The organism is Stenotrophomonas maltophilia group sp. Smal32 (assembly GCF_030237085.1).
In the GTDB taxonomy this organism is placed as follows: Bacteria; Pseudomonadota; Gammaproteobacteria; order Xanthomonadales; family Xanthomonadaceae; genus Stenotrophomonas; species Stenotrophomonas maltophilia_Q.
In genome coordinates, this window is record NZ_JASJSI010000017.1 from 25,852 (window position 1) to 44,754 (window position 18,903).

Consider the following 18,903-nt stretch of genomic DNA (forward strand, 5'->3'; position numbering starts at 1 on the left):
ATGGCTTTTCTCGACCAGCATCCTGGCCTCGGCTACCCCGCCGCGGCCGCCTTCGGACTGCTGCTGGGCAGTTTCCTGAACGTCGTCATCCTGCGCCTGCCCAAGCGGCTGGAATGGCAGTGGAAGCGCGATGCGCGCGAAGTCCTGGAGGAACCGGACTTCTATGAACCGCCCCCGCCGGGGATCGTGGTCGAGCCGTCGCACTGCCCGCACTGCAAGCACAAGCTGAGCTGGTACGAGAACATCCCGCTGTTCAGCTGGATCATCCAGGGCGGCAAATGCCGCCACTGCAAGGCGCCGATCTCGCTGCAGTACCCGCTGGTGGAGGCGATGACCTCGCTGCTGGTGGTGGCCTGCGTCTGGCAGTTCGGCTTCGGCTGGCAGGGCTTCGGCGCCATCGTGCTGACCTGCTTCCTGATCGCCCTGTCCGGCATCGACCTGCGCACGCAGCTGCTGCCCGACCAGCTCACCCTGCCGCTGATGTGGCTGGGGCTGATAGGCAGCATCGACAACCTCTACATGCCGGCCAAGCCCGCCCTGGTGGGCGCGGCGGTGGGCTACCTGTCGCTGTGGACGGTCTGGTGGCTGTTCAAGCAGCTGACCGGCAAGGAAGGCATGGGCCACGGCGATTTCAAGCTGCTGGCGGCCCTGGGTGCCTGGTGTGGCCTGAAGGGCATCCTGCCGATCATCCTGCTGTCCTCGGTGCTGGGCGCCATCATCGGCTCGATCTGGCTGTACAGCCGGGGCCGTGACCGCGCCACCCCGATTCCGTTCGGGCCCTACCTGGCCATCGCCGGCTGGCTGTACTTCATGTGGGGTGCGCCGCTGGTGGAGCAGTACATGGTGATGAGCGGGCTGCGCTGAGGGGAGTCCCCATGAGCCGCTACGTGGTTGGCCTGACCGGCGGCATCGCCGCCGGCAAGAGCGAGGTGACCCGGCGCTTCGAGGCGCTGGGCATCGTGGTGGCCGACGCCGACCTGGCCGCCCGGGCCGTGGTCGCCGCCGGCAGCCCGGCCTTGGCCCGCATCGCCGAGCGCTTCGGCGCCGGCATGTTGCTGGCCGACGGCAGCCTGGACCGGGGTCGCCTGCGCGCCCACGTCTTTGCCGATCCGGCCGAGCGGACGGCGCTGGAAGCCATCACCCATCCGGCCATCCGCCTGCTGATGCAACAGCAGTGCGAGCAGGCTGAAAGCCCGTATGCGATTGCCGCCATTCCGCTGCTGACCGAGGTCGGTGGGCGGAAGGCATACCCGTGGCTGGACCGGGTACTGCTGGTGGATGCGCCGGAAGCCGTGCAGCATGCCCGCCTGATGCAGCGCGATGGCATCGACGCTGCGCTGGCTGACCGGATGATTGCCGCCCAGGCCAGCCGCGCGCAGCGGTTGGCGCTGGCCGATGACGTGGTGGTCAATGATGGACGGCCGGAGGACCTGCAGGCGCAGGTGGAACAGCTGCATGCGCGGTATCTGGGGTTGGCCCGGGGGTGAGGTCTGGTTGCCGGCCAGCGGCCGGCACTACCGGAACGCATCCACCCATGGCGTGGATCTACTGTAACTCTGGTTGCCAGCCAGCGGCCGGCACTGCCGGAGCGCATCCACGCGTGGCGTGGATCTACTGTAGAGCCGAGCCCATGCTCGGCTCCGGAAAGCCAGGGCAGCCGAGCGCAGGCTCGGCTCTACACGAGGCAGGCGCTTACAAGGGTTTCGGCGAGAACGTCAGGGTGGCAATCACGCCGCGCTCGCCACCGGGGCGCACGCTCACCTGCCAGCCGTACAGGTCGCACAGACGGCTGACGATCGACAGGCCGATGCCGCCACCCTGCGAATGGCCGGCGTGCGTGCCGCGGTAGCCACGCTGGAACAGCTTGGCTGCATCTTCCTCGCTCAGGCCTGGGCCGCTGTCCGTCACCGATACCGAATTGGTGCCGACGAAGACGCGCACTTCGCCGTCCTGCGAGTACTTCACCGCGTTGCCGATCAGGTTGCCCAGCGCCACCGACAGCGCCGCCTCGGGTGCATCGATCACCAGGTTGCGCTCGCCTTCCAGCAGCAGCTCCAGCGGCTTGCCGCCCAGCTGCGCGCGGTGCGCATCCAGCAGCTGCTCGGCCACGCGCGCCACGTTGCTGGTGCCCTGCCCGCGCTCGTTGCGCGACAGCAGCAGCAATGCGCCGATCAGGTCGCTGCACTGCTGTTCGGCTCGCTGGATGCGCTGCAGGCGCTGCAGCACCTTCTCGTCCAGGCCGGGCCGGGTCAGCAGCAGCTCGGTGGCCCCGCGGATCACCGCCAGCGGCGTGCGCAATTCATGGCTGACGTCTGCATTGAACTCGCGGTCGCGCTGAACGACTTCGGTCAGCCGCGAGGAATAATCGTCCAGCGCCTGTGCCAGCTGCCCCACTTCGTCATCGGGAAAGCGCGGCGCCAAGGGCTCAGGTTCACTGGTACCGCCACGGTACGCACGCAGCCGCGCGGCCAGGTCCGACACCGGCTTCATCACCTTCGACGCCGACCACCAGCCCAGCACCAGCGACAGCACGCTGAACACCAGCACCGACAACACCAGCGCGCGGTTGAGCTGCTTGCCACCGCGCACGCTGTCGGTCATGTCATAGGCGAGGAAGAACCAGGCGTCGGGCGTCTTCCGCACGGCCAGCTTGTAGGAATAGGGTTCGCCGTGTTCGTCGCCGCTGACGCTGTGGATGCCATCGGAGAAGCCCGCCCACTGCGCGCGCTCTTCGCGCACCCGGTCGAACTTGTCCTTGGAATAGGCATACGCACGGATCTGCAGCACCGGCGCGTCCGGGTTGTGGCCCGGGTGTTCGTAGTAGCGCCGCGCGTACTCGTCGATGTTGCGGTTCATCAGCTCTTCCACCAGCTGGTTTTCCACGCGCAGGCGGGCCCAGTTGGTGGCGAACGCGAACAGTGTTGTCAGGCAGAAGCCCAACAATACGAACGAGACGATGATGCGGCTGCGCAGGCGCCGCCTGTATGGCGTGCGCCGGCGCTCCCCCTTGGTTGCCACGGAATCAGGCTTCCGGGGTGGCGATGCGGTATCCGATGCCATGGCGGGTCTGGATCAGCGGCACTTCAAACGGCTTGTCGACCACCGCACGCAGGCCATGGATATGCACGCGCAGCGAATCCGAGTCGGGCAGTTCCTCGCCCCACACGCGGGTTTCCAGCTCCTGGCGGGTCACCACCGCCGGCGCCGCTTCCATCAGCGCCTGCAGGATCTTCAGCGCGGTCGGGTTGAGCTGCAGCAGCTTGCCCTGGCGGCGCACTTCCAGCGTGTCCAGGTTGTACTCCAGATCGCCGGTTTCCAGCACGCGGGTCTGCACGCCCTTGCCGCGGCGCGACAGGGCGTTCAGACGCACTTCCACTTCCTGCAGCGCGAACGGCTTGATCAGGTAGTCATCGGCACCGGAATCGAAGCCGGCCAGCTTGTTGTCCAGCGAATCGCGGGCCGTCAGCATCAGCACCGGCGTCTGCTTGCGCGCTTCGTTGCGCAGCTTGCGGCAGACTTCGATGCCGTCCATGCCTGGCAGGTTGAGATCCAGCACGATCGCGTCGAACTCGTGCACCACGGCCAGATGCAGGCCGGTGACCCCGTCAGCCGCGAAGTCCACCGTATGCCCCCGGTCCTCCAGATAGTCGCCCAGGTTGGCCGCAATGTCGCTGTTGTCTTCGATTACCAGGATTCTCACTGTCACCTCTAATTGACTGTACTGCCGGCGCGCATGACCTGCCTCATGTCCTGCTGAGCCCGTTCCTTCTGCCGAGCGCGCTCGGCAACGGTCATGCACTGCGTCGTGGTCCGATTGGAACCGATGGGCTTTTCACGTTGGCATATTAGACGACTATCTTCACGCGCCTGTGTCAAAACCGTGTTCACGACCTGCTGATCGTTGAAGACCTGGGTTTGCACCGGTTCAGGCATGGAATCACGTGCCGGGTACTGCTCCACCGCCGCCCGCATGCGTGCCAGGGCGTCGTTGACGCGGGTGCGCTCGTCCTGCTTGAGTTCCGAATAGGTTTCGCCGTCCTTGAGCTCCACCTCGATACGCGCGATCTGCTGCTGCAGCGGCTGACCGGGCACGAACACGTCCTTGCCCCTGGATGCCGATGCGGTACTGACCAAGGCGAGTCCTGACAACAGGACGGCCGACATCAAAGCCTGTTTCATGGCAAACAAATCCTTGTCTGTGGCGAATCCCGACTCTATTCGCACCACCTTCACGCCAGCAAGTGCCAATGGTCGGGGCAGCGGTGGCCCTACCGCGAGCTGGCAGGGTTGAAGTTGTTGAAGGTGCGCTGGTCGTTCAACAGAGCCTTGCCCTTTTCTTCGATCCGGCGGCGCTCCGCCACCGTCAGGCAGCGGCTTTTCGGCATGTTGCTGCCGGTGGTGCGCGTGTGCTGGCAGATCTGCCGGCTGTCCTCATGGGCGCGGGTGAGCAGGGTATTGATCCGCTCCTGGTCGTTGAAGACTTCCCCCTGCACCTGCGGTGGCAGTTCCTGCAGGCTCTGGTGGCCTCCCATCCGCGCGGTGATCCGGGCCAGTGCCTGGCGCACCTCGCTGCGGTCATCAGCGGAAATCTCGCTGTAATCGCCATCACCCAGGGCCTTTTCCACCTGGCGTACCTGCTCGGCCACCGGCGACTGCCGGTCCATCTGCACAACGGATTTCTCCGGCTTGGCCGCAGCAGATCCGGCCAGGGACAGCAACAACGCGATCATCGTGATGCGGTACATCGCCAGCCTCCGATCCATCCAGGAACGATGGGGGCCACTCTACGGGCGTCACGCTGCCTCCACAAGGGACGCCGGGCAGGCATAAAAAAGACCCAGGCGGTGCCCCCGCCTGGGTCTGAAGTTGTATCCCGATACCGATCCTGCTGAGAGGCAGAGCTGCGGTTCGCTGAAGCCTACGCGCGGGCCGATTAAAGGCTTGTTAAAGCCGGCCTCATCCGCCCATGAGAATCTCAAGCAACTGAAATTTCAAGGTTTTTTCAGCTTCTCGACGTGCTCGATGATGCGCGTGGCCACGTCCACCCCGCAGGCAGCCTCGATCCCTTCCAGCCCCGGCGTGGAGTTGACCTCCAGCACCAGCGGGCCGCGCGCGGAGCGGATCAGGTCCACCCCGCACACCGACAGTCCCAGTGCCTTGGCCGACCGCACCGCCACCTGCTGCTCGGCACGGCTGGCCTTGGCCGCCACCGCCGTCCCCCCCGCATGCAGGTTGGAGCGGAAGTCACCTTCCGGCGCCTGACGCTGCATCGAGGCCACCACCTGGTCGCCGACCACGAAGCAGCGCAGATCCGCCCCCTTGGCTTCGCCGATGAACTCCTGCATCAGGAAATTGGCATACAACCCGCGCAGGGCCTCGACAATGCCGCGCGAGGCGCTGGCCTTCTCGGTCAGGATCACGCCCCGCCCCTGGGTACCCTCGTTGAGCTTCACCACATGCGGCGGCGGGCCCAGCATGGACAACAGGTCGACGGTGTCGTCAGGGTTGTCGCCGAACACAGTGACCGGCATGTCGATGCCCTTGGCCGCCAGCAGCTGGTGTGCACGCAGCTTGTCGCGCGAACGCAGGATCGCGTCGGACGGATTCGGGGTACGTGCGCCCATCAGTTCGAACTGGCGCAGTACTGCGGTGCCGTAGCGGGTGATCGAGGCACCGATGCGCGGGATGACCATGTCCACGCCGGTCATCGGCCGGCCCTTGTAGTGCATCGAGAAGCCATCAGCGGCGATGCGCATGTAGCAGCGCAGCGGGTCCAGGATGCGAACGGTGTGGCCGCGCGCGCGCGCCGCCTCGACCAGCCGGCGGGTGGAGTACAGGGAGCTGTTGCGGGACAGGATGGCGAGCTTCATCGCGGCAGGATCGGGCGGCAGGCGCGCAGCATAGCGCGGGCGTGTGGCGCTGCGATGATGGATGTACTCAGAGCCGCTGGCGCAACAGTGCCGGTGTCAGCTGCGTCATCTTCAACGTCAGCTTCCGCAGCGACGTTGCATTGGCATAGCCAACCCGCTCGGCCACATCCTCCACCGAAAGATCTGTCCGCTCCAGAAGCCGCTGAGCCATCCGCATCCGTACTGTCTGCACCAGCACCCGTGGCGAACTGCCGGTAACCCGATGGACGCGTCGGGCCAGGGTACGCGCCGTCAGGTGCAGGCGCCGGGCCGCTTCTTCCATGCCCAGAGCATGCGGAAGGCTGGTTTCGATCAACGATTCGAAACGGCGCACGGTGTCGTCATCGTGGTCGGCATCCTGCCAGGCCATGTAGCGAGCCTGGGTGGTGCGGCTGTCCACCAGCAGGAAACGCATGACCGCCTCGGCAACGTCACGCCCGGAGTACTGGCGCACCAGGTGCAGCATCAGATCCATCTGTGCCATTGCTGCTCCTGCCGTGGTCAGTCGACCTTCCTCTGCCACCATGCAGGCCGGATCCAGCCGTGCCTGCGGGAAGCGCCGACGCAGCAGGCCCGCCAATGCCCAATGACTGGTGACACGACGGCCGTCGAGCAATCCAGCCTCCCCCAGCACCAGTACCCCCGAACAGCTGGCGCAGACCCTGCCCCCGCTCGCGTGGAAGTGGGCAGCCAAGCGTGCCAGATGCTGGGCATCCGGCATGGCCAACCGGCGCAATGCAATACCGTCGGTGTAGCGGGCGTCCAGTCCACATGGCTCGTGCCCGTTGGCATCGAGCATGCCGTCCAGCCCCAGGCTGGGTATGACCAGTACGCCGGCAGCCCCATCGCCGATGCTGGACAGCGGCTCGGCCTTCAGCGTCATGCCATTGCTCAACCGCAACTGGCGACGGCTGCCTGCCACGCGCCAGCGCAGCGCCGGCTGACCGAGGCGCTCGGCCGAGCGATTGGCGAAATCCAGTACATCGAGTGTCGCGCCCACGCTGGCAGCCAACGTCCCGTCGAGCACCGCGATGATGAATTCAGGCTTGTCCATTCTGGATTGTTTTTTGTCAATCAAGACACCTCGCAGTGTAGACCAGCAACGCTTTAATAGGTCACGCGGTCATCACATCGGGGGCTTGAGCAATGCAGACAGAGCCACGCAGCACGGTGTTGATGGGCTCGCCTGCAGTACTGCCATCACTGTGGCCAGCCTTCGCCCTGTGCCTGTCGATGGCGGTTGCCAACGGCCTGGGGCGATTTGCCTACGCACTGCTGCTTCCCGCCATGCGCGAGGATCTGCAATGGACCTATGCGCAGGCGGGTTGGCTCAACACGGCAAATGCGCTCGGCTATGTGCTTGGAGCAGGCACCGCCTATGCGCTTCTGCACCGGGTCAGCGCACGCCGCTTGTTCCAGGCAGGCCTGGGGCTGTGCGTGTTCACTCTGGCCGTGACCGGCGCCAGCGGTGCCCTGCCCTGGCTGAGCACCCAACGCGTGCTCAACGGCGTTGGCGCTGCCTGGGTCTCGGCCTGCGGCAGCACGCTCGTGCTGCTGCACTACCGGCATGCACCCAACCGTCGCGGAGCGGCAACAGGTCTGTTCTTCGGCGGCGCCGGCATCGGGCTCATTGCCGCCGGCCTGGCCGTGGCGCCGCTGCTGGCCATCCATGGGGCCGCAACCTGGCCAACGGCGTGGCTGGTGCTGGGGGCCGTTGGGCTTCTCGCCTCGATATGGCCAATGACACTGGCCGGCCGGATACAGGAATCAACCGCCGTCACTGAAGCCCACGACCATGCGCCGCTGCCACTTCGGCACCTGGGTGCCTGCCTGGCAGCCTACTTCTGCTGGGCCGGTGGCTACATCATCTATCTCACTTTCATTTTTGCGTGGCTGCGCGACCACGGACTGTCCTGGCAGCAGGGCATCGCCGTGTGGACGGTGCTGGGCATCGCAATCCTGTGTTCGGGAATGCTCTGGCGGCGCGCGCTGGGTGCATGGCCTGGCGCGCACGTGCTGTCAGCGTGCTGCGCGGTGTCACTGCTGGGCACGCTGGCACCGTTGCTGGGCGGCACGACGGGCCTGTTTGTTTCCGCTGCGGTGTTCGGCTCAAGCGTCTTCATCGCTGCAGCCGCCATCGCGGTCCTTGTCCGGCAGAACCTGCCCGCAGCGCGCATAGGCCGCGCGATGGCTCTGTTCAACCTCGCCTTCGCCGCCGGCCAGGCCATCGGTCCGGTGGCCGCCGGCGCAGTGGCCGATCGTACCGGTCTGGATGGAGCGCTATGGCTCAGTGCCGCGCTGCATGTCGCCGCCGTCGCCCTGCCGTGGGCGGCACGCGCCCCGCGCGGCGCCGGATGAACCTCACCAGCCTCCAAGGAGCTCCGTGTGCGCATTGTCATCTCTCCGCGATTTTCCGAAGTCGATGTGCTCGGGCATGTCACCAACACCGCGCTGCCGGTGTGGTTCGAGCATGGCCGCCTTCCGATCTTCCTGCATTTCAGCCAAACCGGAAACATGCGCGATCTCAGTCTGATCCTGCGCCGTTATGAGGTCGACTTCCTGAAACAGATCCGCGCAGAGCACGACGTCGAGATCGACACCCGCATTGATGCGATCGGCCGGTCGTCCCTGTCCATCGTGCAGAACGCCTTCCAATGCGGCCAGCAGGTCGCCAGCGGACGCTGCGTGATGGTCCATTTCGACTACGCCGCCAACGCTACGCAGGAGATCGACGGCACGCGACGGCGCGCCCTGTCGATCTTCTTCACCGAGGAGTACGCCCAATCACTTGCGATGAAGGAACCATCATGCTGAACAAGACCCACCGCGACACCGAGAGCTTCCTGCGGCAGATCCAGAACTTGCTGCCCGTGTTCGACAGCAATGCGCTGCCGCAGGAGCCGCTGCCCAAGGAGCGCTGGGCGCAACTGATGGACGAGGGCATCTGCCTGCCCGCTATTCCGGTGTCGCACGAGGGGCGGCACAACCACCGCGAAATGTGCGAAGTGATTGAAATGATGTCGGAGTACAACCTGCCGCTGGGCATGTACACGATGATCGTAACCGTGCTTTTCCTGCGCAACGTAGCGCTCAGCGGATCGTCCCGGCTGCAGGCGGAGGTCTTCGAGGACTTCCTCGAAAACCCCGTGATCGGCGGCATCGCCTTCACCGAGCCGGAGCATGGCTCGAGCCTGTCGCGCATGAAGACTACCTATGAAGAACAGGATGGCAGCTACTACGTGCGGGGCAGCAAGCATTGGCAGGCCTTCAGCGCACAGGCCGACTGGTGGATCGTGTGCGCCCGCCAGTACGCCGGAAAGCAATTCGGCTACTTCGTGCACCGGCGCTCGGACGGTGGCTTCGTTACCACCGAGGTTTACGACAGCCTGGGCCTGAAGAACCTGGGGTACGGGCTGAACGAAATCGACATCCGGGTCGCCCCCCATCGGCGGCTCGACAAGCGTCGCACGGGACTGGGCGATACAGCCGAGATCCTGTGCGCGTCGAGGTTCAGCAAGGCGGCCATGTCCAGCGGCTTTCTGCGCCGTCTCTACCGGGAAGCGCTGTCGCAGACGCAGAACCGACAGATCGGCGAAGGCTCCCTGTATGACATCGAATACGTGCGCTACAAAGTGTCGCGCATCCGCAACCACTACGTGATCTGCAACGCGCTTTACCACCATCTTCTGCTTGAAGAAGACTACACCTGCGATATCTCCGGCAGCATGTTCGCCTCCCTGGCCACCAAGGTGCTGTCGTCGGAACTGATGCTGGATTCCGCCATCGACTACCAACAGCTGTGCGGCGGAGAAGGCTACCGCACCGGTGCGGACAACATCGCTGCACACGCCCTGCTGGATGCACGGGTGTACACGATCTTCGATGGAACCAATGATCTGCTGTGCCAACACCTGGCCGACATTGCCCTGCATGAGATGCATGTTGGCGGGTTCGCGAATCTGCGCGACGTCCTGCAGGCCAACCCCTACAGCCGCTTCGCTGCGGCTCAGGCACCCCAGTTCTACGACATCGATACGCAGAACCTCAACCAGGCAGGCCGGGTTGTTCTGGGGCGGATGCTGTCGCGGATCTTCGGACTGGACTGCCTGGTGCGCCGCGCACAGCGCCTGCACCAGATGCCCGGAGCGGGTCTGGTGGCGCGCGACCACGAGTCACAGGCACGCTACGACCGTCGCGACATTCGACAGGCGTCAAAACTGCTGATGCTCAATCTCAATGCGCTGCGGGAAGAGCTCGATTACGTGCAGAGCGACGCATGCGCATGAAGCAGCGTCGATCAACGGCAGCTGTGGCAGGACCGCGTGGCGCAGCAACGTGGAAACTGCAGGTTGAACCACAGGGCTGTGCGGAAACCCGGAGCATCTGATACTGGCCCAGACCGCAGGGTGGAGCGGGCGATGGGAATCGAACCCACGTCAGTAGCTTGGGAAGCTACAGCTCTACCATTGAGCTACGCCCGCGTTGCGGTGGAAAGTCTATGCGCTGGGGCCGGTGTTGTGCAATGGTGCCCCCCCGCATCAGAGCGGGGTCGGAGCCCTTTGGTTGCCGAAAGGGATCCGACCCCGCCTGGTTTCTGCTTAGAAGCTGCCGCTGAAGTTGGCGAACAGCGTCGCGTCCTGGGCACGCTTCTGCCCGGCCGAAGCGCTCAGGCCGAAGTTGCTCTGCAGGCCGAACAGCTCGGTACGGGCACCCAGCACCACGGTGGCGTAGTCCTTGTCGAACTTCAGGCCCGGCACGCGGTAGCTGCCCAGCTCCGGCAGCGTCTGCAGCCATGCGCTGGCCTGCTTGGTGTCTTCGAACTCGTGGTCGTAGGTCAGCTGCGCGTATGGCTTGACGGTGCCGCCATCGAAGCGTGCCTGCCAGCCGATGCGGCCAACGGTCGAATCAACGTTCTGTCGGTCGTAACCCAGCGCGGTGGCCAGGGTGCCGGCCGCAGCGCTTTCGGTGTAACCATCGATCTTCACCTTCTGCCAGATCACCGAAGCGATCGGACCGTGGCGGAAGCCGCCTTCGGTGCCGAACTCGTAACCGGCGTTCAGGGCGGCAGTCAGGTTGCTGCCGTCCGGCGAACCACCGTGCTCGCGGGTGGCCGGGCCGAGCTGGACCTTGCGGTTCACGTCATACGACAGCCAGGTGTAGCTGACCTGGCCGTTGACCCAGATGCGATCGCCGTACCAGCCGGCGAACAGACCGGCGGTGGTGTCCTTCTGGGTGAAGTCGCCACGGCTGTTGCCGAAATCGGCGTTGAGGCGGCCGAAGCCGGCGAAGCCGCCGACCACCATGCCGTCGCGCGCCCAGTCGATGCCGAACAGGCCGGCCGGCGCCAGGCCGTCGTACAGATCCGCGTGGTCGTAACGCTGCAGGTCACCGCGCACGCCACCCCACCAGGACAGGCCGTCGGCCGAACGACCGCCCAGGTGCATGCTGACCTGATCGGCACGCGAACGACCGATGGTCTGCGCCGAGTGGCTCAGCACCTGCTGCAGGCGCGGGGCTTCCAGCACCGAGACCGCGTACTGGCCCAGCAGCTGGTGGCCCGCCGTGGTCGGATGCACGCCATCGGCAAACAGATAGGTGTTGGCCGCATCCGGGCTGACGTAGCTGGTCGGATTGCAGGTCAGGATGCTCTGCGTCGAGTTGGCCGGATCGATCTTGCAGGCGGTGCTGGTGACGTTGGTGAAGCCATACATGCCTGGATTGGCGGCGACTTCGCCCAGAACGGTGAAGGTATCGAGCGGAATGAACTCGATACCGGCCTGCTTCAGCCCGCCGTACAGCGCCTTGTTGTAGCCGGCCGACAACGCGGTGGCAGCGGCGGCATTCGGGCCGCGGAAGGCCGGAGTCAGGCCGACGTTGGGCAGGTTCGGCACCAGCACGTATTCGGCACCGGCCTGCTTCAGCGCGCCGACCAGGGCGATCTGGTCGGTGACGGCGGCGCCGATGATGGCCTGTGCCTGCGTCGGCGCAGCGGCGGCGGCGAACAGGTCATTGGCACCGCCCCACACCGTATACAGGACATTGGCGTCAGCCTTGCCGCCATTGGCAGCCAGATAACGGGCCGCCTGCGACTTCAGCGACGGGATGGTTCCCATCGGACTCGCCACGTCCACGCCGACGCGGGCACCGCCGACCGCGTAGTTGTCACCGCTCTGGCCGTTGCCATTGGCGGCGCCATTGAGGCCATAGTAGTTGGCGACCTGCTGCGACCACACCCAGCCCGGGTTGGTGGTGAACTGGCCGGTTACCGGGCGCACATCGGCCGGCAGCAGCGGGCGGAAATAGCCGGCATCGGTCAGGCTGTCGCCGAAGAACACGGCCTTGGAATACGGGGATTCGCCTGCCATGGCCGGAAGCGCGGCCAGCGCGATCGCGGCCGCCATCAGGGAGCGGATCGGGTGTTTGCTGAGCTGCATGTAGGAAACTCCTGTGGGGAAATCATTGGGGACCCGGCGCACGTACGCCGGCGCACGGTGAATGGTTTCACTGCGCAGCGTTTTGCTCACGCTGCGCCGCCGCATGGATTGTCGCCCGATCACCGGGAAACCTGCTGTGCCGGAGCTGGCGCCCCGTTCAATTTGCAAGCGTTCCGATCCCGGCGGGCTATCGGCGACAATGCGCGGATGAACATCCAGCTCAATGGCGAACCCCGCACCCTGCCCGCTTCGGCGACCGTCCACGACCTGCTCGAGGCCGAGCAGTTGCTGCAGCGCCGGGTGGCCGTGGAGGTCAATGGCGAAATCGTCAGCCGCAGCCGCCACGGCGAACATGTACTGGCCGAGGGTGATGTGGTCGAGATCGTGCACGCACTGGGCGGGGGTTGAGGCTGCGCGGGTCTTCAGGGGTCAGAGCCCTTTGCCGGTGGCAAAGGGCTCTGACCCCATGCTCGGCCCTGCCCGCTGTATGACCCCATCTTCAGGCGGATAGGCGATAATCGCGCCATGAACGTTCATGTCTCCCCCGATTCGCTGGTGATCGCCGGCAAGACCTATGGCTCGCGGCTGCTGACCGGCACCGGCAAGTTCAAGGATCTGGAAGAAACCCGCCTGGCCACCGAGGCTGCAGGCGCCCAGATCGTCACCGTGGCGATCCGCCGCACCAACATCGGGCAGAACCCGGGGGAGCCGAACCTGCTCGACGTGCTGCCGCCGGAGCGCTACACCATCCTGCCCAACACCGCCGGCTGCTACACCGCCGAAGATGCCGTGCGCACCTGCCGCCTGGCCCGTGAGCTGCTGGACGGCCACAACCTGACCAAGCTGGAAGTGCTGGGCGACCAGAAGTCGCTGTACCCGGACGTGGTGCAGACCCTCAAGGCTGCCGAGCAGCTGGTCAAGGACGGTTTCGAGGTGATGGTCTACACCTCCGACGACCCGATCCTGGCCAAGCGCCTGGAAGAGATCGGCTGCGCCGCGGTGATGCCGCTGGCCGCGCCGATCGGTTCGGGCCTGGGCATCCAGAACAAGTACAACCTGCTGCAGATCATCGAAGACGCCAAGGTGCCGATCATCGTCGACGCCGGCGTGGGCACCACCTCCGACGCGGCGATCGCAATGGAGCTGGGCTGCGATGGCGTGCTGATGAACACCGCCATTGCCGGTGCACGCCACCCGGTGCTGATGGCCAGCGCCATGCGCAAGGCAGTCGAGGCCGGCCGCGAGGCCTTCCTGGCCGGGCGCATTCCGCGCAAGCGCTACGCCAGCGCCTCCTCCCCGGTGGATGGGCTGATCGGCTGATGACCAATCCTTTTGACAGCGCCGGCTCCAAGGCCCCGCCCAAGCCCTTCACCGTGAGCGAGGGCCGCCGCGAGGTGCGCAGCTTCGTGTTGCGCCAGGGCCGCTTCACTCCCGCCCAGCAGCGCGCGTTCGATGAACGCTGGCCGCGCTTCGGCATCGACTACAACGGCCAGCCGCGCGACCTGGATGCCACCTTCGGCCGCCCGGCGCACAAGGTGCTGGAAATCGGCTTCGGCAACGGTGCCGCGCTGCGCTTCGCCGCCCAGCACGACCCGTCGCGCGACTACATCGGCATCGAAGTGCATGCCCCGGGCGTGGGTCGCCTGCTGAACGCGCTGGCCGAGGACAACGCCGACCACGTGCGCCTGTACCACCACGATGCCGTGGAGGTGCTGCAGAACGAGATCGCCGACGGTGCGCTGGATGAAGTGCGCATCTACTTCCCGGACCCGTGGCACAAGAAGCGCCACAACAAGCGCCGCCTGTTGCAGCCGGCGTTCGCCGACCTGCTGGTGCGCAAGCTGCGCCCGGGCGGCCGCCTGCACTGCGCCACCGACTGGGAAGACTACGCCGAGCAGATGTGGGACGTGCTCGATGCCACCGCCGGGCTGGTCAACCGTGCCGGCCCGCGTGGCAGCGTGCCGCGCCCGGACTGGCGCCCGCAGACCCACTTCGAGACCCGCGGCCAGAAGCTCGGCCATGGCGTCTGGGACCTGCTGTACGACCGCACCTGACGATCATCTGAGGACACCGCGCCCCACATGGATACCGCGCTGACGCTGACCAACGACATGAAGCTCGTGCTCGGGCTGGTCGGCTTCACGATGGCGATGTTCCTGTTCGAGCGCATCCGCGCCGACGTGGTCGCGCTGGTGGTGCTGGTGGTGCTGGGTGTCACCGGCCTGATCGCGCCAGAAGAGATCTTCGGCGGCTTCTCCGGTAACGCGGTGATGAGCATCATCGCCACGACCATCCTCGGTGCGGGTCTGGACCGCACCGGGGCGCTGAACCGGCTGGCCGCCTGGCTGCTGCGGCGCGGCCATGGCGTCGAGCAGCGGCTGCTGATGATGACCACGGCCATCGCCGGCCTGAACTCGTCCTTCATGCAGAACCCGTCGGTGATGGCGCTGTACCTGCCGGTCGCTTCGCGGCTGGCAGCGCGCACCGGCCTGACCCTGCAGCGCCTGCTGCTGCCGATCTCGGCGGCGATCGTGATGGGCGGCGCGCTGACCATGGTCGGCAACTCGCCGCTGATCCTGCTGAACGATCTGCTGGCCTCGGCCAACAACAACCTGCCCTCGGGCCTGGCCACCATCGAACCGCTGCGCATGTTCGCGCCGCTGCCCATCGGCGTGGCCCTGCTGATCGCCTCGCTGCTGTATTTCCGCTATTACGGCGACCGCAAGCTGGTCGAAGAAGAAAGCCTGGTCAACGACGGTGTCACGCCGGCGCGCACCGAGAGCTACTTCGCCAAGACCTACGGCATTGAAGGTGATGTGTTCGAGCTGGTGGTCAGTGCCGAAAGCCCGCTGGTGGGCATGACCCTGGGCGAGGCCGAGAACCTGCACGACGCGCCGCTGCTGCTTGCCCTGAAGACCGGCAACGACACCCGCCTGGCGCCGCCGGCGGAAATGCGCATCTGGGTTGGCAGCGTGCTCGGTGCGATGGGGCCGCGTGAGCAGATCAACGACTTCGCGCAGAACCAGTTCCTGCGCATGTCCTCGCGCCTGAAGCACCTGGGCGACCTGTTCAATCCCAGCCGTGCCGGTATTTCCGAGGCGGTGGTGCCGCCGACCTCGAACGTGATCGGCAAGAGCGCGGCCGATCTGCGCCTGCGCAAGGAGCGCGGCATCAGCCTGCTGGCGATCAACCGCGACAAGCAGGTGATCCGCGAGGACGTGCGCGATGTGCAGCTGCGCGCCGGTGACATGCTGGTGTTCCACAGCATCTGGACCGACCTGGCGCAGGCCGCGCGCAGCCGCGACTTCGTGGTGGTGACCGACTACCCGACGGGCGAACAGCGCCCGCACAAGTTCAAGATCGCGATGGCGATCTTCGCGTTGACCATCCTCATCGCGCTGACCAGCAAGCTGCCGGTGGCGCTGACGCTGATGACCGGCGTGGCTGGCATGCTGCTGACCGGCGTGCTGCGCATGGACGAGGCCTACGCCTCGATCAACTGGAAGACGGTGTTCATGATGGCCGGGCTGATTCCGCTCGGCTGGGCGATGGATTCCAGCGGTGCGGCGGCGTGGGTGGCTGGCCATACCATCGACAAGTTGCCCACCGGTATCCCGATCTGGGTGCTGGAAGTGGCACTGGCGCTGCTGACCACGGCGTTCTCGCTGGTGATCAGCCACGTGGGTGCGACCATCGTGATGGTGCCCATTGCGGTGAACCTGGCACTGGCGGCCGGTGGCAACCCGACCGCGTTCGCGCTGATCGTGGCGCTGTCGGCGTCCAACAACCTGATGACGGCGTCGAATCCGGTGATTTCGATGATCACCGGTCCGGCCAATTACACCCCGCGCGAGATGTGGCGGGTCGGCGGACCGTTGTCGCTGATCTACACCTGTGTGGTGGTATTGATGATCAACCTGATGTTCTGAGGGTTGGGGTTTGTTGGCAGGGCTGCGCCCTGCACCCGCAGAAGCCGAAGCAACGGCAACAGCGTGCATTCCGTGGGATGGCGGGGCACTGTGGGTTTGCGGGGACGCCGTGAACCCGTCCATGGGGGCTTGGTCGCGGCATCCATGCCGCTCACACCCCGCAAACCCACAGTGCCCCGCCTTCGACAGGTTCATGCTGCTGATGGTGGGTGCCGACCTTGGTCGGCACGGATCTCGCTCTGGTGGGTGTCGACCGTTGGTCGGCACGGATCTCGCTCTGGTGGGTGTCGACCTTGGTCGACACGGCTTTTGTAGAGTCGAGCCGTGCTCGACTGCTTCCGGCCTCAGGCCAGGTAAACCTGCCCGTCACGCACGTCCACCGGCACGGCGCGCAGGCGGTCGCCCTTGCACGGGCCGGCAATGCAGTCGCCGCTGTCCAGCGCGAACGAGGCGCCATGCGCGGCGCAGACCAGGTGGCCCTCGCGGCTCTTCAGGAACTGGCCCGGGGCCCAATCCAGGCGACGGCCGGCGTGCGGGCAGATATTCAGGAAGGCGCGGACCTGCGCGCCGTCGCGGTACAGAACCAGGGACTCGGCATCGCCATCGACCACCGCTTCGACCTCGGCAAACGCACCATCGGCAATGGCTTCAAGGGCGATCAGGGCGGTAGCGGTAGTCATGGCGAAGGCTCGGACGGTAAACCGGAATTGTCGCATGCCTGCTCAGGTGACTGGCTGCGACATGAACACAAGTCATTGATCCGTAATAAGCACAGGCTATATTTAACGAGTTTTTCACTCAATGACAGTGGCGCGTCCCGATACTCTGGTTTCGCTGATCCCAGCCTATCGAGCCGCCATGTTCAATCGCGCATCCGCCTTCAACCAGTTCCGCACCCTGTTCGCGCCGCGCAAGCCGCGCCATCCGCTGGTGCGCGTTGCCGTGGGCCTGCTTGGCCTGGCGATCCTGGCCGCGATGGTGTTCATCGGTGTGTTCGTCGGTGCGGCGATGATCCTGGTCGGCCTGGCGTGGAAGCTGCTGGCCTCGCGCAAGCCCGGCGCCGCGCGTCCGGTCGACCCGACCGTGGTCGAGGGCGAGTACCGCGTAGTGCGCAAGCCGGTGCTGCCGGCCTCGCGCTGATCCACGTCTTCCGCGCCCGCTGACGGCGGGCGCCATGCGTTCTAGACTGCGGGCCCGCCCTTCCTGGATGCCCGCATGTCCGATGTCTCCGATGTGATCCCTGCCGTAGCCCTGCCGCGTGTGCCGGTAGCCGGTGGCGGCAGCTTCCCCGTGCACCGCATCTACTGCGTCGGCCGCAACTTCGCCGACCACGCCCGCGAAATGGGCGCAGCGGTGCCGGCGGCCGATGACCGCGGCCGCCCGATGTTCTTCAGCAAGCCGGCCGATGCGATCGTGGTCGGTCACGACGATGCCATCCCCTACCCGCCGGCGACTGCCAACCTGCACCACGAAGTGGAACTGGTGGTGGCGATCGGCAGCGATGCACCTGCCGGTGAGCTGGCCGTGGCCGATGCCGATGCACTGGTCTACGGCTACGCCGTGGGCCTGGACCTGACCCGCCGCGACCTGCAGGCCGCCGCCAAGGACAAGGGCCACCCGTGGGACGCGGCCAAGGGCTTCGATGCTTCCGCGCCGATCAGCGAAATCGTCCACGCCGAGGAAGTGGGCGACCTGGCCGCGCTGAACCTGTCGCTGGAGGTCAACGGCGAGGTGCGCCAGCAGGCGCTGCTGGACCAGATGATCTGGAATGTGCCGGAGATCCTGCACGAGCTGTCCAAGCTGTGGCAGCTGCGTGCCGGCGACCTGGTGTTCATGGGCACCCCGTCCGGGGTGGCCGCACTGAAGCCCGGCGACCGCTTCAGTGCCCGCCTGGAAAACGTGGCCGAGCGCCACGGCGTGATCGCCGGCTGACATCACCTGCGCTACCCTGCGCGCTGTCCACTTCCCCCACCGGAGAACAACAACAATGGGAATGCTCACCGAGTTCAAGGAATTCGCGATGCGCGGCAACGTCATCGACCTCGCCGTCGGCGTGGTGATCGGCGCGGCCTTCGGCAAGATCGTGACCGCGCTGGTCGAGAAGATCATCATGCCGCCGCTGGGCTACCTGATCGGCCGCGTGGACTTCTCCAGCTTGGCCTGGACGTTGTCGCCGGCTCACCTGGGCCCGGATGGCAAGGAGATTCCGGCCGTGGTGGTTGGCTATGGCGACTTCATCAACACCGTCATCCAGTTCGTGATCGTGGCCTTCGCCATCTTCATCGTGGTCAAGGCGATCAACCGCCTGTCGCGCAAGCAGGAAGCAGCACCGGCCGCCCCGGCCGAGGAAGTGGTGCTGCTGCGCGAGATCCGCGACAGCCTGAAGAAGTAAGGGTACCGGGTGCCGTCGGCGCCCCTCCCACCTGTAGAGCCGAGCCCACGCTCGGCTGATCTGCAAAAGGCAGCCGAGCATGGGCTCGGCTCTACAGAAGCAGGTGAAAGCCCCGCTCCGGCGGGGCTTTCGCTTTGCCGGACATGGCGGAAAACAGCGTTCGCGCCAGGCATGACCTCCCGCCCATGCGCGGGCCTGAACGACTGTTAAGCTCCAAGGCTTGGTCCCTTCCGGAGTTG

General features: G+C 65.9%; 20 protein-coding genes and 1 tRNA gene. 12 read left to right on the forward strand and 9 right to left on the reverse strand.

The window, feature by feature from the left end; all coding sequences use genetic code 11:
- Both QRO91_RS06295 and coaE read left to right on the forward strand, forming a co-directional pair.
- Positions 1 to 864, forward strand: coding sequence for an A24 family peptidase (locus tag QRO91_RS06295; RefSeq protein ID WP_049429911.1), 864 nt, complete (start codon positions 1 to 3; stop codon positions 862 to 864).
- A gap of 11 nt (positions 865 to 875) precedes the next feature.
- The gene (coaE, locus tag QRO91_RS06300; protein WP_049429910.1) at positions 876 to 1,487 is read left to right on the forward strand and encodes a dephospho-CoA kinase; all 612 of its coding nucleotides are present in this window, start codon (positions 876 to 878) and stop codon (positions 1,485 to 1,487) included.
- Positions 1,488 to 1,692: 205 nt separating this feature from the next.
- On the opposite strand, the gene QRO91_RS06305 is transcribed toward coaE, so the two are convergent.
- The 6 genes from QRO91_RS06305 to QRO91_RS06330 form a co-directional block, all read right to left on the reverse strand.
- Entirely contained in the window at positions 1,693 to 3,060 is a 1,368-nt protein-coding gene (locus QRO91_RS06305; RefSeq protein ID WP_049429909.1) for a HAMP domain-containing sensor histidine kinase, read from the reverse strand.
- Positions 3,023 to 3,700 (reverse strand): response regulator transcription factor, encoded by a 678-nt coding sequence (locus QRO91_RS06310; protein ID WP_005410804.1) that lies wholly within the window; start codon positions 3,698 to 3,700, stop codon positions 3,023 to 3,025. Before QRO91_RS06310 ends, QRO91_RS06305 begins: the two co-directional genes overlap by 38 nt.
- A gap of 8 nt (positions 3,701 to 3,708) precedes the next feature.
- Positions 3,709 to 4,179, reverse strand: coding sequence for a hypothetical protein (locus QRO91_RS06315; protein WP_005410805.1), 471 nt, complete (start codon positions 4,177 to 4,179; stop codon positions 3,709 to 3,711).
- 89 nt (positions 4,180 to 4,268) lie between these two features.
- On the reverse strand, positions 4,269 to 4,745 hold the full coding sequence (locus QRO91_RS06320) for a hypothetical protein (protein WP_049429908.1): 477 nt from the start codon (positions 4,743 to 4,745) through the stop codon (positions 4,269 to 4,271).
- A gap of 246 nt (positions 4,746 to 4,991) precedes the next feature.
- Positions 4,992 to 5,870 carry a 30S ribosomal protein S6--L-glutamate ligase gene (rimK, locus tag QRO91_RS06325; RefSeq protein ID WP_005410807.1) on the reverse strand — a complete coding sequence of 293 codons (879 nt, stop codon included), beginning with the start codon at positions 5,868 to 5,870 and terminating at the stop codon, positions 4,992 to 4,994.
- A gap of 67 nt (positions 5,871 to 5,937) precedes the next feature.
- A complete protein-coding gene (locus QRO91_RS06330; RefSeq protein WP_100443665.1) occupies positions 5,938 to 6,963 on the reverse strand; it encodes a GlxA family transcriptional regulator in 1,026 nt (341 codons plus the stop codon).
- Positions 6,964 to 7,085: 122 nt separating this feature from the next.
- Here QRO91_RS06330 and QRO91_RS06335 point away from each other — a divergent pair, with 122 nt between their 5' ends.
- From QRO91_RS06335 to QRO91_RS06345, 3 genes are read left to right on the forward strand one after another with little or no spacing between them, the layout of a single operon-like run.
- Entirely contained in the window at positions 7,086 to 8,267 is a 1,182-nt protein-coding gene (locus QRO91_RS06335) for a YbfB/YjiJ family MFS transporter (protein ID WP_049429906.1), read from the forward strand.
- A 27-nt stretch (positions 8,268 to 8,294) separates the two neighbouring features.
- A complete protein-coding gene (locus tag QRO91_RS06340; RefSeq protein WP_049429905.1) occupies positions 8,295 to 8,723 on the forward strand; it encodes an acyl-CoA thioesterase in 429 nt (142 codons plus the stop codon).
- Complete coding sequence (locus tag QRO91_RS06345; RefSeq protein ID WP_049429904.1) at positions 8,717 to 10,195, forward strand: acyl-CoA dehydrogenase family protein; 1,479 nt, start codon at positions 8,717 to 8,719, stop codon at positions 10,193 to 10,195. The genes QRO91_RS06340 and QRO91_RS06345 overlap by 7 nt, the downstream gene beginning before the upstream one ends.
- Positions 10,196 to 10,316: 121 nt before the next feature.
- On the opposite strand, the gene QRO91_RS06350 is transcribed toward QRO91_RS06345, so the two are convergent.
- Together QRO91_RS06350 and QRO91_RS06355 are read right to left on the reverse strand one after the other, a co-directional pair.
- Positions 10,317 to 10,390: transfer RNA gene (locus QRO91_RS06350), tRNA-Gly, on the reverse strand.
- 117 nt (positions 10,391 to 10,507) lie between these two features.
- On the reverse strand, positions 10,508 to 12,343 hold the full coding sequence (locus QRO91_RS06355; protein ID WP_100443667.1) for an autotransporter outer membrane beta-barrel domain-containing protein: 1,836 nt from the start codon (positions 12,341 to 12,343) through the stop codon (positions 10,508 to 10,510).
- A 207-nt stretch (positions 12,344 to 12,550) separates the two neighbouring features.
- Between QRO91_RS06355 and thiS the strand changes: the two genes are divergently transcribed.
- From thiS to QRO91_RS06375, 4 genes are all read left to right on the forward strand, one after another.
- The gene (gene thiS, locus QRO91_RS06360) at positions 12,551 to 12,751 is read left to right on the forward strand and encodes a sulfur carrier protein ThiS (protein WP_049429902.1); all 201 of its coding nucleotides are present in this window, start codon (positions 12,551 to 12,553) and stop codon (positions 12,749 to 12,751) included.
- 117 nt (positions 12,752 to 12,868) lie between these two features.
- Positions 12,869 to 13,663: a thiazole synthase gene (locus QRO91_RS06365; protein ID WP_049429901.1), complete on the forward strand. Its 795-nt coding sequence runs from the start codon at positions 12,869 to 12,871 to the stop codon at positions 13,661 to 13,663.
- Positions 13,663 to 14,397, forward strand: a complete 735-nt coding sequence (gene trmB, locus QRO91_RS06370; RefSeq protein WP_049429900.1) for a tRNA (guanosine(46)-N7)-methyltransferase TrmB — start codon at positions 13,663 to 13,665, stop codon at positions 14,395 to 14,397. The genes QRO91_RS06365 and trmB overlap by 1 nt, the downstream gene beginning before the upstream one ends.
- Before the next feature lie 27 nt (positions 14,398 to 14,424).
- A complete protein-coding gene (locus QRO91_RS06375; RefSeq protein ID WP_049429899.1) occupies positions 14,425 to 16,272 on the forward strand; it encodes an SLC13 family permease in 1,848 nt (615 codons plus the stop codon).
- A gap of 344 nt (positions 16,273 to 16,616) precedes the next feature.
- Here QRO91_RS06375 and QRO91_RS06380 read toward each other — a convergent pair whose 3' ends face one another.
- A complete protein-coding gene (locus tag QRO91_RS06380; RefSeq protein WP_049429898.1) occupies positions 16,617 to 16,952 on the reverse strand; it encodes a Rieske (2Fe-2S) protein in 336 nt (111 codons plus the stop codon).
- 178 nt (positions 16,953 to 17,130) lie between these two features.
- Between QRO91_RS06380 and QRO91_RS06385 the strand changes: the two genes are divergently transcribed.
- The 3 genes from QRO91_RS06385 (at position 17,131) to mscL (ending at position 18,664) form a co-directional block, all read left to right on the forward strand.
- Positions 17,131 to 17,412, forward strand: a complete 282-nt coding sequence (locus tag QRO91_RS06385; protein ID WP_019660189.1) for a hypothetical protein — start codon at positions 17,131 to 17,133, stop codon at positions 17,410 to 17,412.
- 75 nt (positions 17,413 to 17,487) lie between these two features.
- Positions 17,488 to 18,204 carry a fumarylacetoacetate hydrolase family protein gene (locus QRO91_RS06390; protein WP_049429897.1) on the forward strand — a complete coding sequence of 239 codons (717 nt, stop codon included), beginning with the start codon at positions 17,488 to 17,490 and terminating at the stop codon, positions 18,202 to 18,204.
- Positions 18,205 to 18,259: 55 nt separating this feature from the next.
- Complete coding sequence (mscL, locus tag QRO91_RS06395; protein ID WP_049429896.1) at positions 18,260 to 18,664, forward strand: large-conductance mechanosensitive channel protein MscL; 405 nt, start codon at positions 18,260 to 18,262, stop codon at positions 18,662 to 18,664.
- Positions 18,665 to 18,903 lie beyond the last annotated feature (239 nt).

What these genes read in the sequence shown, in the direction of transcription:
- QRO91_RS06295 (WP_049429911.1), top strand. Translation starts at nt 1, where the DNA reads ATGGCTTTTCTCGACCAGCATCCTGGCCTCGGCTACCCCGCCGCGGCC.
- coaE (WP_049429910.1), top strand. Translation starts at nt 876, where the DNA reads ATGAGCCGCTACGTGGTTGGCCTGACCGGCGGCATCGCCGCCGGCAAG.
- QRO91_RS06305 (WP_049429909.1), bottom strand. Translation starts at nt 3,060, where the DNA reads ATGGCATCGGATACCGCATCGCCACCCCGGAAGCCTGATTCCGTGGCA.
- QRO91_RS06315 (WP_005410805.1), bottom strand. Translation starts at nt 4,179, where the DNA reads ATGAAACAGGCTTTGATGTCGGCCGTCCTGTTGTCAGGACTCGCCTTG.
- QRO91_RS06320 (WP_049429908.1), bottom strand. Translation starts at nt 4,745, where the DNA reads ATGTACCGCATCACGATGATCGCGTTGTTGCTGTCCCTGGCCGGATCT.
- rimK (WP_005410807.1), bottom strand. Translation starts at nt 5,870, where the DNA reads ATGAAGCTCGCCATCCTGTCCCGCAACAGCTCCCTGTACTCCACCCGC.
- QRO91_RS06330 (WP_100443665.1), bottom strand. Translation starts at nt 6,963, where the DNA reads ATGGACAAGCCTGAATTCATCATCGCGGTGCTCGACGGGACGTTGGCT.
- QRO91_RS06335 (WP_049429906.1), top strand. Translation starts at nt 7,086, where the DNA reads ATGGGCTCGCCTGCAGTACTGCCATCACTGTGGCCAGCCTTCGCCCTG.
- QRO91_RS06345 (WP_049429904.1), top strand. Translation starts at nt 8,717, where the DNA reads ATGCTGAACAAGACCCACCGCGACACCGAGAGCTTCCTGCGGCAGATC.
- QRO91_RS06355 (WP_100443667.1), bottom strand. Translation starts at nt 12,343, where the DNA reads ATGCAGCTCAGCAAACACCCGATCCGCTCCCTGATGGCGGCCGCGATC.
- thiS (WP_049429902.1), top strand. Translation starts at nt 12,551, where the DNA reads ATGAACATCCAGCTCAATGGCGAACCCCGCACCCTGCCCGCTTCGGCG.
- QRO91_RS06365 (WP_049429901.1), top strand. Translation starts at nt 12,869, where the DNA reads ATGAACGTTCATGTCTCCCCCGATTCGCTGGTGATCGCCGGCAAGACC.
- trmB (WP_049429900.1), top strand. Translation starts at nt 13,663, where the DNA reads ATGACCAATCCTTTTGACAGCGCCGGCTCCAAGGCCCCGCCCAAGCCC.
- QRO91_RS06375 (WP_049429899.1), top strand. Translation starts at nt 14,425, where the DNA reads ATGGATACCGCGCTGACGCTGACCAACGACATGAAGCTCGTGCTCGGG.
- QRO91_RS06380 (WP_049429898.1), bottom strand. Translation starts at nt 16,952, where the DNA reads ATGACTACCGCTACCGCCCTGATCGCCCTTGAAGCCATTGCCGATGGT.
- QRO91_RS06385 (WP_019660189.1), top strand. Translation starts at nt 17,131, where the DNA reads ATGTTCAATCGCGCATCCGCCTTCAACCAGTTCCGCACCCTGTTCGCG.
- QRO91_RS06390 (WP_049429897.1), top strand. Translation starts at nt 17,488, where the DNA reads ATGTCCGATGTCTCCGATGTGATCCCTGCCGTAGCCCTGCCGCGTGTG.
- mscL (WP_049429896.1), top strand. Translation starts at nt 18,260, where the DNA reads ATGGGAATGCTCACCGAGTTCAAGGAATTCGCGATGCGCGGCAACGTC.